The organism is Larkinella punicea, from assembly GCF_003334855.1.
Lineage (GTDB): Bacteria > Bacteroidota > Bacteroidia > Cytophagales > Spirosomataceae > Larkinella > Larkinella punicea.
Map to the genome: position 1 here is coordinate 41,436 of NZ_QOWE01000021.1, position 13,274 is coordinate 54,709.

Here is a 13,274-nt window from a genome sequence, read left to right on the forward strand (position 1 = left end):
AGGATAGACAAGAGAGTAAAGACGCAATTTCCTCACGAAGAACTTTTGTCTTTACGCTCTTGTCTAACCTCTCCCTTCTAATTAAAAACTGATCGCCAGTGAGGTTGTCAGCGCGTTGTTGGTTCGTTTGGCGGGGCCGGTCTCGGCAAAAATCGCATCCTTGCTGTTGAAACCCCGGTATTCAATTCGCCAGACGGCATTTGGCAGAATCGTGTAGTCATAATTGACGGAATAGCCCCAGGTTTTAAAACCGTTGGGCCGTTCCGCCGATAGCGTATTGATAATCACTCCATTCGGATCATTGTAATACTCAACCCGCCCGGCAACGTAGCTTTTTGAACTGGTGGCATACCGGAAAAGGATCACCGGCGAATACCAGACGTATCGCTTCAGAATTCCTTCATCAACGAGCGGTTTTCGCTCGGCTCCGATGTCGAAGCCCAGCGTAAGTCCGAACTTGCCGGTTGGGTTGATGATGGCATAAAAGTTATTGAAAAACCGGGGCTGGTCCAATGAATCTGCATGATCGGCTCCCAGAAAACTACTCCAGTTCAGGGTCACTTTTGAACTGGGTTTAAACTGTACCTGCGTACTGAAAGCCGGTTTGGTATACCCAGGCAAGCGGTTGATGCGCTGCCAGCCGTTGAGCACCGATCCCAGCAAGGTCCATTTTCCGTTCGGCGTGTTATACGTCAGCTTGGCGCCGGCCAGGTAATACGGCGAATTTTCGGCTAACATACTGCGTGTCAGCGTCCAGCAGTCTTTGGAAACCGCACTTTCAAAACCGATGTGCGACGAAAAAACACCGGCATCGAGCCACAAATCGCGGTTTTTGCTGAGCTTTACCCCGGCGTTGGCTTCGTAAATGTTGCGGAGCAGCGGCTGCTCGGCGGCATAATTATACTGGGCATACGTCCCGACCTGGAGGGCCAGATTAGCGCGAACCCGCTCGTTTGCATAAGCCGCCTTGAGGAACGCCAGGTTCACATTGACTTCCCGGTTTCGCTTGTGATTGTACAGAAAACCGGGTCGTTCCTGTGCCTTGGGCTGGTTCAGATCCTGAACGTAATACAGTTCAGCGTACCCGGACAGGGTGAGGCTGGGCGTCGGCGTTGAACTGGTTTGTGCAAATGCGTAGGGACCGACCAGTACCTGTATTAAAATGGCGAAACTAATCAAAGTTTTCTTCAGGTAGGACTTTCGCTTTTCGCCCCTAAATCCCCTGCAGGGGACTTTTAGCATCTGGAGGGGGCGCGTCCAAGTCCCCTGCAGGGGATTTAGGGGCAAAAGCGAAAGTATAACAGAATTATTAGACGTAAGTCGTATCATGGTTATTCGCGGTTTTTATACGTACCGCAGTTTTGTTGTACTCAGTCGTATCCACAACTTTAGTCTGTGGATACATTTATTTCAATTCGTCCAAACTGACATTCAGACGCAATACATTCACTCTGGCGGGGCCGAATAATCCTAACAACGGGCCTTCGGTGTGACTATCAACCAGTTGATTCAACTTTTCAACGGAAATCCCACGCACGTTGGCAATGCGCGCCACCTGAATTCTGGCCGCTACAGGCGACAGATCCGGATCAAGACCGGAGCCGGAAGCCGTCACCAGTTCGGCCGGAATGTCGGCTTTCTGAACACCCGGATTATGCACCAGAAACGTATCGATCCGCGCCTGAACGGTTGTCAGATAATCCGGATTACTCGGGCCTTTGTTGGAACCCGCCGAACCGGCGGCATTATACTCCACCGCCGACGGACGGCTGTTGAAATACCGGTCTTCGGTAAACGCCTGACCGATCCGGGAGTACCCAACCACTTTCCCGTTGACAACAACGGTTTCACCCTGGCCACCGCCCGGTGCCAACCGGGAAATACCGGCCACGAGCAAGGGATAAATGATCGCTAACAAAACCAGCATGACGAGGGTCAGTCGTAGGGCCGGGGAGAGATGAGTTTTCATGATTGTGTTTGATTAGACGAATAAACCGACTACTAAATCCAAAGCTTTGATGCCGATAAACGGAGCGATGAGCCCGCCAAAACCGTAGATGAACAGATTCCGGCGGAGCAACGCACTGGCACCGATCGGTTTGTATTCAACACCCCGCAACGCGAGCGGAATCAGCATCGGAATGATGATGGCGTTGAAAATAACCGCCGACAGAATGGCCGACTCCGCGCTGTGCAGCCGCATGATATTCAGGCTCTGCAAGGCCGGTATCGAAACCGTAAAAAGCGCCGGAACGATGGCAAAATACTTGGCGACGTCGTTGGCAATCGAAAACGTCGTCAACGTTCCGCGGGTGATGAGCAACTGTTTGCCAATCTCCACGACCTCGATCAGCTTCGTCGGGTCGTTGTCCAGATCGACCATATTGCCGGCTTCTTTGGCGGCTTGGGTGCCGCTGTTCATGGCCACACCCACGTCGGCCTGGGCCAGGGCGGGGGCATCGTTGGTGCCGTCGCCCATCATCGCCACCAGCTTACCGCCGGTTTGCTCGTTGCGGATATAGTTCATTTTATCTTCCGGTTTAGCTTCGGCGATGTAGTCATCGACACCCGCCTTTTCGGCGATAAACTTGGCTGTCAGCGGATTATCACCCGTCACCATCACGGTTTTGACGCCCATTTTCCGCAGCCGGTCGAAGCGTTCGGCAATACCCGGTTTGATAATGTCCTGTAGTTCGATCACCCCCATGACGGTTTCGTTTTGTGACACGACCAAAGGCGTTCCACCGTTTGCGGCAATCTTCTTGGCCTGCTCTTCGGTTTCGGCCGGAAAGGCATGACCGGCCCGCGTGACCATGTTCCGAATGGAATCAGTCGCGCCTTTGCGAATCCGAACCAGACCGTTGCTGCGATCCGGCAGGTCGATCCCCGACGAACGGGTTTCGGCCGTGAACTTGATCAGCGTCGCGCCGGTCGTGCTCAGGTTTCGTGTGACCTCCGTTCCCGCCAGTTCCACAATCGACTTGCCTTCCGGCGTTTCGTCGGCCAGGGAACTCAGTGCGCTGGATCGGATCATGTCGGTTTTGGAGACGCCCGGCGCGGGATAAAAATGGGTGGCTTTCCGGTTTCCAATCGTAATTGTTCCGGTTTTGTCGAGCAGCAGTGTATCGATGTCGCCCGCCGTTTCGACAGCCCGGCCCGACTTGGCAATCACGTTGGCCCGCAGCGCCCGGTCCATCCCGGCAATTCCGATGGCCGACAGCAAACCGCCAATGGTGGTTGGAATCAGACAGACAAACAGCGAAATCAAGGCCGCAATCGTGATCGGCGTATTGGCGTAATCGGCAAACGGTTTCAGGGCGACGCAGACGATGATGAAAATCAGCGTAAAACCGGCCAGCAGAATCGTCAGCGCAATTTCGTTCGGTGTTTTCTGGCGACTGGCTCCTTCCACGAGTGCAATCATTTTGTCCAGAAACGATTCGCCGGGCTGGGTGGTCACCTGCACTTTAATCCGGTCAGACAATACTTTCGTACCACCGGTTACGGATGATTTATCCCCACCGGCTTCGCGAATCACCGGGGCCGATTCGCCCGTAATGGCCGACTCGTCAATGGTTGCCAGCCCCTCGATGATCTCACCGTCGGACGGAATGATGTCGCCGGTTTCGCAGACGAACACATCGCCCTTCACCAGTTGTGACGACGGAATGGTCTGAACTTCATTGACCTGCCTATTCCCCACGGCGCGAATCACTTTGGCGGGGGTTTCCTGCCGGGTTTTCCGCAGCGATTCGGCCTGCGCTTTCCCCCGCGCTTCGGCAATGGCTTCGGCGAAGTTGGCAAAGAGGACGGTGATCAGCAGAATCAGGGTGATGACCAGGTTGTAGCCCAGTGTTCCCTGCGACGTATCGCCCGACAGAGCGATGTAAGCCGTGACCAGCACCATAATCAGCGTGCCGATTTCGACCGTGAACATGACCGGGTTCTTCACCAGAACCGCCGGATTTAATTTAATAAACGACTCCCGAATGGCTTTTCCAACGAGTTCGCGTTGAAAGAGGGAGGATTGTTTTGGCTGTGCCATAATGTTATCTTTGAAAAAAATGTCTTGTGTTATGACTGTTCAACAAGCCACCTTAGAAAATACATTTCAGGAAATGGGTTATACCTCAATGGCTGATTATGCGATTCAGAAGGCTCGTGAAGAATTGCTTCAGGAGTTAAAAAAAAGTTTGGATGAGGTAGCTCAGTTCGAGACTAAATACAGTATGACTTACCTGGAGTTTGACAAACGTTTTCATGACCTCACTCAATTTGGTTTGTTTGAACGCGAAGATGATATAATGGACTGGCGTGCCGAACTTGAAGTGATTCGTGTCGTTGAAAAACGACTTGCCCGGCTTACGGCATGACCATCGATCTCTCTCCTTTTGACAAACTGATTGCCTCCGTCGACGAAAACAGAATTTTCCAACGACAGACGACAATTACCCCGATCTGGCAACTTCTCCCCATCACCAACATGTTGGTTCTGAAGAAAACATTCAACCTTCGGAACCGATGACGTTGGAGAAAGTGCTTCAGCACATCGCCGATCAATTGTCATCGCAGTGAAAAATACTCCGCCAGCGGCCCCAGCGCCAAGGCCGGGAAGAACGACAGCGCGGTGATGATGAAAATGACGGCGAAAATCATCAGTCCGAACGTGGGCGTATCGACCGGCAGGGTTCCCGACGATTCGGGGACGTATTTCTTCTTCGCCAGCAAACCGGCAATTGCAACCGGGCCAATGATCGGCAAAAACCGCCCCAGCAACAGCACAATACCCGTTGAATAATTCCAGAAGAAATTGTTGTCACCCAGCCCTTCGAAACCCGACCCGTTGTTGGCGTTGGCCGATGTGAATTCGTAGAGAATCTCCGAAAAACCGTGAAAACCGGGGTTGTTGAGCCAGGCCGAGGGCTGAACGGCCCATTCAGCCGCGCCGTACTTCATAAAAATCCAGGCGCCCAACGCCGTTCCGCCTTTGACCAGCAGTGCGCTCATCAGGGCCACGATGGAGGCAATCTTGATCTCCCGCGCTTCGACCTTCCGGCCAAACAGTTCGGGCGTCCGGCCCACCATCAGCCCCGACACAAAAACCGTAATGATCAGGAAGTAGTAAAAGTTGAGCAAACCCGCGCCGACCCCGCCGTAGAATGCGTTGACCATCATGCCCAGCAGTTGCATCGCGCCCGAAAGCGCCATCGAACTGTCGTGCATCGAATTGACCGAACCGGTGGAAATGATCGTGGTTACAATGCTCCAGTAGCCTGACGCCAGGGCACCAAACCGAACTTCCTTGCCTTCCATCGCGCCCGTCAGTTGCGATATGCCCATCCGGGCAATGGCCGGGTTGCCGCCCAGTTCCGAACTAATCGTGGGAATAAGCAGACAAAGCATCCCGATCGTCATGACGCTATAGACAACCCAGGCGAATTTCCGGCGGTTGATGTAGAACCCCATCGCAAAAATCATCGCGATCGGAATCAGCACCTGCGCGATCATTTCGACCATGTTGGTCAGGTAGTTGGGGTTTTCCAGCGGGTGCGCCGAGTTCGCGCCGAAATAACCGCCCCCGTTGGTTCCCAAGTGTTTAATGGCGATCACAGCAGCCGCCGGACCCCGCGAAACACCCACGGTATCGCCCTGCAAGGTAACAATTGTGTCTTTGCCATCGAACGAAGCCGGGGTGCCGTTGAACGCCAGAATCAGGGCGACAATCAGCGATCCCGGTAACAATACCCGGGTGATGGCCTTGGTAAAAAGCACGTAAAAGTTGCCGACGGTTTCAACGCTTTGGGGCATGAAGGAGCGAAACAGCAAAACCGCTGCGGCAATTCCGGTGGCCGCCGAAACGAACATCAGGAACAGGATGACACCGATCTGAGTCAGGTAGGTCAGGCCCGTCTCCCCCGAATAATGTTGCAAGTCACAATTCACCAAAAAACTAATGGCGGTATTGAACGCCAGATCCGGGGTTTGCGACGGGTTGCCGTCGGGATTGAGCGGAAGGCTCCCCTGGTTCAGCAACATCACGAATGCGTACACCAGCCAGACGGCGTTGATCGTCAGCAGGGCCACCAGGTTTTCTTTCCAGTGCATATCCCGATTGGGGTCAATGCCGCCCAACCGGTAAATCAATCGCTCCAGCGGAGCCATAAAATCAAGCGCATTAGGCGCTCCTTTAAAAACCTTAGCAAGATACTTGCCGAGCGGGATGGCCAGCAGGACCGTCAGTCCGTACATGACCACTACACCGATCCATTCCGTTAACATGGTTGTATGGGTTAAAATTTTTCCGGTTTAATCAGCACGTACAGCATGTACGCGAAAACCAGCAGTGCGGCAATAAAAACAAGCGTGATCATGGGGTACGATTAGATTTTCTCAAACCATTCGATGGTTTTGTAAAATAGGACGAAGCTCAGGAGTGCGGTAACGACGAGCAGAAGAAGCGTGGCCATGCGTTGATTAGTTAGTGTTGCTAATCCGTTGGCAAAAAGGAGTCCGGGGGTTTAACAAGCAAACTATCACAAATCAAACACCTGATATACAAATACTTAACCCCTATAAATAGTTTTGTAGGGTAGAACACAGAAAAACAAACCCTACCAAAATGGTGTGATTATTTTTCAGAACGGGAAGGATTAATAGGCTGCGGGATCAGGGAAGTTGTATGATCCAATGAACCTAAAATTGGTGAGAGGAATTGACAGTGGGTAGGAATCAATACTTGCTTTTATTCAGGTAAATCTTTCAACGAGAGAAAGATTTACCTGAATAAAAGCAAGTGTCAACTGATGTGCTTATTTCTCAAACTGGAAAATCTGATCCATTAAAATCCACTTCTGGCCTTCTTTGGCCCAGGGCAGCGGCTCCTGAAATTTCCACATCAGTTCCTCCCACCGCTGAACGTGCGGGTTGACCGCATCCAGCGCGGCTTTCTTTTCGAAGGTAAAATCATCGTCTGTTTCCAGAATCATGACCATGCGGTTTCCGGTGCGGTAAATTTGCAGATCCAGAATGCCGGATGCCAGGTCATTCGCCCGGACTTCCGCCCAGCCGCTGCCTTTGGCGTGCCACTGTTCGTATTCGGCGATCAATTCGGGGTCATCTTTCAGGTCGAGGGCGAGGCAAAATCGTTGCATGGTTCTATGGTTTTCAGTTTACGGTTTTTGGTTTACGGTAGCTGACGCATGCCGACTACCGTAAACCAAAAACCGTAAACCGTATACTAAGTAAAATACTGTTTAAAAGCCGTCATCGTTTGCTTTGCGGCCTCATCGGGATCGGGCCAGGGAAACGCTTCGGCGGAGATATATCCCTGGTAATCAATTTCTTTTAAAGCCGCAGCTACCTCTCTCATGCTGGTATGCCCCCCGCCGATCGGTCGGCGGTTGCTGTCGGCAAAATGGACGTGGCCGATGTATGAACCAGCCGACCGGATGCTGTCCGCCAGCGACACTTCTTCGATGTTCATGTGGAATAAATCGGCCAGCAGCACCACACGCTGGGTTTCCAGCGATTTCAGGAAGGTAACGCCGGTTTCAAGCTGGTTGATCAGGTTGGTTTCGTAGCGGTTTAGCGGTTCGTAAATCAAGTTGACATCTTGCTCCTCCGCTCGTTTCCCCAGCACGTTCAACCCTTCGGCCAGCCAGGCCAGTGCCTGTTCTTTTTCAACACCCGGAACCGCGTTGCCCTGCATCGACCCGATAATGGCCGGAGCGTTAAAGCGGGCACCAAAGGCCATCATGTCCGAAATGAACGCGACGGCTTTTGATCGAACCGCCGGATCGGGGTCGGTCAGCGTCAGGCCGTGCAGCACTTTCCCGGCCCCGGTGCCGACGGCGGCAATGTCCAGTCCGAACTCAGCGGCCAAAGCCGCCAGCCGGTCCGGATGGATCGCATCTGCCGAAGGCGTGAACAGTTCGACGGCATCGAATCCCAGATCCGCGGCTTTGGCCATGCTCGTTGGCAGATCGTGCCAGTAAATCCAGGGGCCGGTTTTGATCGTTGGAACCAGGGCAATGGTGACGCAGGATTTCATCAATTCACACTGTTATCAAAATCAACCATAATTTTCGTAATCGGCCCCGGATTTTCCGACCAGTCGGCCAGGGCAGCACCGGCTTCGTCCAGCGACACCACCCGGCTAACGACGGCATCGACCGGAAATTTACCCGCTTCCAGGTACGCAATCACATCCGGAAAATCGCCGAGGCAGTTGCGGGAACCCAGAATCTCAATTTCTTTCCGGACAAACGTACCGGTATTGTAATCGACCGGTTTTTTGGCGTAGCCGATGTACACGACTCGTCCGGTATAGGCCACCTCTTCCACGGCCGCGCGATACGTCATCGCATTGCCCACCGCTTCGATGATCACATCCGGGCCATCGCCGTCGGTGATTTCCATCAGAGCTTCGTGCAAATCGACTTTCGTGGTGTTGATGGTATGGGCCGCACCGGCCAGTTTGGCAATCCGCATTTTGGAATCGTCGATGTCGATGGCAATCACCTCGGCTCCCCGGTGAACCGAAGCCGCAATAGCGCCCATCCCGACGATTCCGCAACCGATCACGGCCACTTTCTCACCCGCCGAAACCCGCCCCCGCGCAGCCGCGTGAAAACCGACCGTCAGCGGTTCCACCAACGCCAACTCCCTGACCGACAAGGCCGAAGACGAATGTAATTTCTGATATGGCACGCTGATAAACCGGGTCATGGCCCCCGGACGACGGACGCCCATCGTCTTGTTATCCTGACAGGCATTCGGTCGGCCTTTCCGGCACGAAACGCAATGGCCGCAGTTCAAATAGGGATTGAGCGTCACTTTCATGCCTGGTTTGAATGCGTCGGGAACCTGGTGGCCGGTTTCCAGAATGGTGGCTCCCACTTCATGGCCCAGCACATTCGGGTATTCCTGCAACTCGAACAACCCGCGAAAACCGTTCAGGTCGCCCCCGCAGAAGCCGACCATATTGACCTGTAACAGAACGTCTTCCGGCCCAAAATCCGGTATTTCAATGGCCCGAACTTCCGTTTTTCCGGGCTCGACCAGCACCAAGGCGCGTTGATTAGTCATGTTGAAAAGTGGGCTTTGGAAGGTTGTTTTCCGGTTTTCCCTCAAACCATAGCTGATTTTTAACCGGTGCTACCAGCGTTTCGATCTTGTGCAGGAGTTCATCGGGAATCGTCAACCCGAGTGCCCGGATGTTCTGTTCCAGTTGCCGCTGCTCCGACATGCCCACGATGGTCGTGGCAATCACCGGATGGCTGACCGCGTATTTCAAGGCTACATCGCTCAGTGCCAAACCGTATTCCCGGCAAAGGGCCAGGAGTTTCGGCTGCAAATCTTTCACGGCTTGCGGGGAGCTTTGCCAGGCCGGAATCGGCGCATCCGACAGAATCCGCTGCATGAGCGGGGCCGCATTCAGCAAACCAAATCCTTTTTCCTGCGAAAGCGGCACCAGTTCGTCGTTGATTTCGTCGGCAAGCAGCGTGTAATGGCCCCACGACAAGACCGTATCAACCTCGACCTCGCGGGCGACTTTTGCCAGATATCGAACCGGCAGACCCGAAAATCCGATGTGCCGGGCTTTCCCGCTCTCCTTTATTTTCTGCACCGCCGGAAACGCTTCCCGGATCACCTGATCGTGGTCGCCAAACTCAATGTCGTGAACCGTCAGCAAATCGACGTAATCCGTTTGCAGCCGTTCCAGCGATTCATCGATGCTGCGCAGGATGCGGTCGTACGAAAAATCGAACACGCCATTGCCGTAGCGACCGCATTTTGTGGCCAGAAAAACCGAATTCCGTTTCATTTTCAGGGCTTTTCCCAGGCGGGTTTCGGCCAGGGTGTCGCCGTAAAACGGGGCAACGTCGAAAAAATTAATCCCGTGGTCGATGGCCGCGTGAACGGCCCGAAATCCCTCTTCCTCGTTTGTTTCATCAAAAACATTGCCCAATGGCGACGCCCCGAAACTCAGAAGCGAGACGGTTAAATCAGTTTTACCCAGTTTACGATATTCCATAGTTACTTTTACGAACCACTCTTCCCAAAATGGGTACTTGTTCTTAAAACCGTTCAAAACGATTCGAATCCAGCTTCTTTAAGTCCTGAAGGCCCTATTTCTACTTTTATATTCCCCGAAATAGCCCCTGGTCAGGCGGTTTTCATTTGAGCACCCTTTTTTTAATCAATTGATTAAACTTTTTGATTAACGTATTTGTTTGTTAGTTTTACAGAGTCTACATTTGAACCACTAATCAACAGGACAATGAAGTGCATCTCAGAATCAACCGAAGAACGCATCAAGGAAGCGGCCAAAACCGTGTTTCTTGAAAAGGGCTTTGATGGTACGACGACGCGGGATATTGCCAAGGTGGCTGGCATCAACAGTGCGCTGATGAACTATTATTTCCGCAGCAAAGAGAAGCTGTTTCAGTCGATTTTCAATGACATGTGTACGCTGATGTTCGAGGGTATGCTCGATCTGGTCAATCGGCCCATCAGTCTGCGCGATAAAATATCGAAACTGATGGATCACCAGTTTCAGATGATGATGCAGAATCCGAATCTGACCATCTTCATCATGAATGAACTGCACCGGAATCCGGAACGGCTGTATGCCACCGTTGGCATGGCTAAAAAGATACCGGAATCGATTTTCCACCAGCAGATTGAAGACGCCATTGCGCAGGGGATCATCACCCCGATCGATTCGCACCACATCATGACGATGATCATTGCCAACATCCAGTTTCTGTTTGTGTCCAAACCGATGACGATGCTGGCCCAGGGGCTGGACGAAGCGGGTTTCAATGCCTTTGCCACCCGCCACATGGAATACGTCAAGGACATGATCTGCGATTATCTTTTCAAACCCGAACTGAGTTCGTAATTTTTTTGTTCGCGCCTTAATCAGATGATTAAACCGGTCGATTTAATCACTCATGAAATTTTCTTCAATCAATGGCTTAATTACCCAATGACATGACACAGGCCAATACTCATCTACAGGCGTTCAGGCACGACACCGTTTTTAAGGAAGAAATCAGTAAAGTATCCGATTTTAAGTTTGGACAAACCGTTGCGAATGTTTTCGACGACATGGTCAACCGGTCGGTTCCGTTCTACGAAGAAATTCAGCGGATGATCGGTGAACTGGCGGTCGATTATACCCAGCCCGGCACCGATGTCTACGACCTGGGCTGTTCGACCGGCACGACGCTCATCAACATGAACCGCCGGATTCCCAACGACATTCGCTTCATCGGCATCGATGATTCGGCGGAAATGCTGAAAAAATGTGAGGTAAAACTCCAGGAACTCGGCATTTCCCGTCCTTATGAGCTTCTGGCGGGTGATATTCAGCAGGATGTTGCCATCGGCAATGCGTCGGTGGTGGTGCTGTGTCTGACGCTCCAGTTCATCCGCCCGATTCACCGGCAGAAGGTTCTGAAGAAAATATTCGACGGTCTCGTGCCGGGGGGTGCGCTGATCCTGGTGGAAAAAATCCTCACGGAAGACCACCAGTTTAACCGCGACTACATCACCTATTACTACGACTACAAACGCCGACAACACTACAGCGACCTGGAAATTGCCCAGAAACGGGAAGCCCTGGAAAACGTTCTGATTCCTTACAAACTGTCGGAAAACCGCCTTCTGTTGCAGGAAACGGGCTTTTCACACGTCGAAACTTTTTTTCAATGGTATAATTTCGCCGGCATCATCGCGGTAAAAAACCAGGCAGCATCATGATTGGAATCGGAAACTTCTTCTTCAAATACCGGAATCTGATTTTTATTTTTCTGTATTTAGCCCTGTTTATTCCGTCGCCCCCGATTTTTTCGCCGGCGGTTTTCGGCCCCTCGTTTTATGTCTGGCCCATCGGTTTGGGTCTGTTGATTACGGTCAGTGGTCAGCTCATCCGGGGGGCCACCATCGGGCTGGCGTACATCGTCCGGGGTGGAAAGGACAAAAAGGTCTACGCCGAAACGCTGGTGACGCAGGGGATCTTCAACCACTGCCGGAATCCGCTCTATGTGGGCAATGTCCTGATGTTGCTGGGCGTTGGCATTCTGGCCAATTCGCTGCTGTTCACGGGTGTTTTCATGCCGCTTTTTCTGTTCATCTACCAGGCCATCGTCATTGCCGAAGAGACTTTTCTGCGCAACAAATTTGGCACCGCATTCGATCAATATTCGCACCAGGTCAACCGCTGGATTCCGGATCTGCGCGGCATCGGACAAACCTTTTCCAGTATGCAATTCAACTGGGTGCGGTGGGTGCTGAAAGAATACAATACCCAGTATGTCTGGCTCACCGGTATCACCCTCATTCTGTTTCTGAGGTACCCCGTTTTATTCCAGTCCGATCACCGGTATACCCTGTTGGGTTTTCTTTTGGCCCTATGGCTGGTGCTGTATCTGTTTGTGCGGTATTTGAAAAAATCCGGCCGGATGCAGGCCTAGCCCGCTATGGGTACGATTCAAACCTGTTAAAAAACCGCTTAAGGAGATCAAAAACCGCTAATCAATCGTTTTGATCAATTGATTAAATTTTTTGATTAAAATGTTTGCTTATTCGATTTCGGGATTTTACCTTTGACCCGTCATTCTACCAACACCATGAAATGCCTCACTGACACAACCGAAGAACGCATCAAGGAAGCGGCCAAAACCGTGTTTCTTGAAAAGGGCTTTGATGGTACGACGACGCGGGATATTGCCAGTGCAGCCGGCATCAACAGTGCGCTGATGAACTATTATTTCCGCAGCAAAGAGAAGCTGTTTCAGTCGATTTTCAATGACGTTTGCACGCTGATGTTCGAGGGCATGCTCGAACTGATCAACCAGCCCATCAGTCTGCGCGATAAAATATCGAAACTGATGGATCACCAGTTTCAGATGATGATGCAGAATCCGAATCTGACCATTTTCATCATGAACGAGCTACGCCTGAATCCGGAAAGGCTGTACGGAACGCTCGGGATGGCCAAACAGGTTCCGGAATCGATTTTTCACCAGCAGATCGAAGATGCCATTGCGCAGGGGATCATTACCCCGATCGATTCGGATCATATCCTGACGATGATCATTGCCAACATCCAGTTTCTGTTTGTGTCCAAACCGATGACGATGCTGGCCCAGGGACTGGACGAAGCGGGTTTTAACGCCTTTGCCACCCGCCACATGGAATACGTCAAAGACATGATCTGCGAGTATCTTTTTAAGCCTGAATCGGTTACCTGATTTTTTTTGCAC

General features: G+C 52.0%; 14 protein-coding genes and 1 pseudogene. 6 read left to right on the forward strand and 9 right to left on the reverse strand.

The window, feature by feature from the left end; translation table 11 throughout:
• Positions 1-81: 81 nt before the first annotated feature.
• The 3 genes from DUE52_RS22885 to kdpB form a co-directional block, all read right to left on the reverse strand.
• A complete protein-coding gene (locus DUE52_RS22885) occupies positions 82-1,179 on the reverse strand; it encodes a porin (RefSeq protein ID WP_229312275.1) in 1,098 nt (365 codons plus the stop codon).
• A gap of 226 nt (positions 1,180-1,405) precedes the next feature.
• On the reverse strand, positions 1,406-1,969 hold the full coding sequence (locus tag DUE52_RS22890) for a K(+)-transporting ATPase subunit C (RefSeq protein WP_114408395.1): 564 nt from the start codon (positions 1,967-1,969) through the stop codon (positions 1,406-1,408).
• A 12-nt stretch (positions 1,970-1,981) separates the two neighbouring features.
• Positions 1,982-4,045 carry a potassium-transporting ATPase subunit KdpB gene (kdpB, locus tag DUE52_RS22895; RefSeq protein WP_114408396.1) on the reverse strand — a complete coding sequence of 688 codons (2,064 nt, stop codon included), beginning with the start codon at positions 4,043-4,045 and terminating at the stop codon, positions 1,982-1,984.
• Positions 4,046-4,076: 31 nt separating this feature from the next.
• Here kdpB and DUE52_RS22900 point away from each other — a divergent pair, with 31 nt between their 5' ends.
• Together DUE52_RS22900 and DUE52_RS33220 are read left to right on the forward strand one after the other, a co-directional pair.
• Positions 4,077-4,373 (forward strand): hypothetical protein, encoded by a 297-nt coding sequence (locus DUE52_RS22900; protein ID WP_114408397.1) that lies wholly within the window; start codon positions 4,077-4,079, stop codon positions 4,371-4,373.
• An 82-nt stretch (positions 4,374-4,455) separates the two neighbouring features.
• Positions 4,456-4,575: pseudogene (locus DUE52_RS33220) on the forward strand (hypothetical protein); the annotation flags it as partial.
• Here DUE52_RS33220 and kdpA read toward each other — a convergent pair.
• From kdpA to DUE52_RS22930, 6 genes are all read right to left on the reverse strand, one after another.
• Entirely contained in the window at positions 4,564-6,279 is a 1,716-nt protein-coding gene (gene kdpA / locus DUE52_RS22905) for a potassium-transporting ATPase subunit KdpA (protein ID WP_114408398.1), read from the reverse strand. The pseudogene DUE52_RS33220 and the gene kdpA overlap by 12 nt on opposite strands.
• 11 nt (positions 6,280-6,290) lie before the next feature.
• Positions 6,291-6,371, reverse strand: coding sequence for a potassium-transporting ATPase subunit F (locus tag DUE52_RS32970; protein ID WP_114408399.1), 81 nt, complete (start codon positions 6,369-6,371; stop codon positions 6,291-6,293).
• A 438-nt stretch (positions 6,372-6,809) separates the two neighbouring features.
• A complete protein-coding gene (locus tag DUE52_RS22915; protein ID WP_114408400.1) occupies positions 6,810-7,151 on the reverse strand; it encodes an L-rhamnose mutarotase in 342 nt (113 codons plus the stop codon).
• An 86-nt stretch (positions 7,152-7,237) separates the two neighbouring features.
• Entirely contained in the window at positions 7,238-8,050 is an 813-nt protein-coding gene (locus tag DUE52_RS22920; RefSeq protein ID WP_114408401.1) for a sugar phosphate isomerase/epimerase family protein, read from the reverse strand.
• Entirely contained in the window at positions 8,050-9,087 is a 1,038-nt protein-coding gene (locus DUE52_RS22925) for a zinc-binding alcohol dehydrogenase family protein (RefSeq protein WP_114408402.1), read from the reverse strand. The genes DUE52_RS22920 and DUE52_RS22925 overlap by 1 nt, the downstream gene beginning before the upstream one ends.
• Complete coding sequence (locus DUE52_RS22930) at positions 9,080-10,036, reverse strand: aldo/keto reductase (protein WP_114408403.1); 957 nt, start codon at positions 10,034-10,036, stop codon at positions 9,080-9,082. Before DUE52_RS22930 ends, DUE52_RS22925 begins: the two co-directional genes overlap by 8 nt.
• A 246-nt stretch (positions 10,037-10,282) precedes the next feature.
• Between DUE52_RS22930 and DUE52_RS22935 the strand changes: the two genes are divergently transcribed.
• The 4 genes from DUE52_RS22935 to DUE52_RS22950 all read left to right on the forward strand — a co-directional run bounded on the left by DUE52_RS22935 (position 10,283) and on the right by DUE52_RS22950 (position 13,262).
• Complete coding sequence (locus DUE52_RS22935) at positions 10,283-10,906, forward strand: TetR/AcrR family transcriptional regulator (protein WP_114408404.1); 624 nt, start codon at positions 10,283-10,285, stop codon at positions 10,904-10,906.
• Positions 10,907-10,998: 92 nt separating this feature from the next.
• Positions 10,999-11,769, forward strand: a complete 771-nt coding sequence (cmoA, locus tag DUE52_RS22940) for a carboxy-S-adenosyl-L-methionine synthase CmoA (protein ID WP_114408405.1) — start codon at positions 10,999-11,001, stop codon at positions 11,767-11,769.
• Entirely contained in the window at positions 11,766-12,482 is a 717-nt protein-coding gene (locus tag DUE52_RS22945) for a methyltransferase family protein (protein WP_114408406.1), read from the forward strand. Before cmoA ends, DUE52_RS22945 begins: the two co-directional genes overlap by 4 nt.
• A 156-nt stretch (positions 12,483-12,638) precedes the next feature.
• Positions 12,639-13,262 carry a TetR/AcrR family transcriptional regulator gene (locus tag DUE52_RS22950; RefSeq protein ID WP_114408407.1) on the forward strand — a complete coding sequence of 208 codons (624 nt, stop codon included), beginning with the start codon at positions 12,639-12,641 and terminating at the stop codon, positions 13,260-13,262.
• The last annotated feature ends 12 nt before the right edge of the window (positions 13,263-13,274 follow it).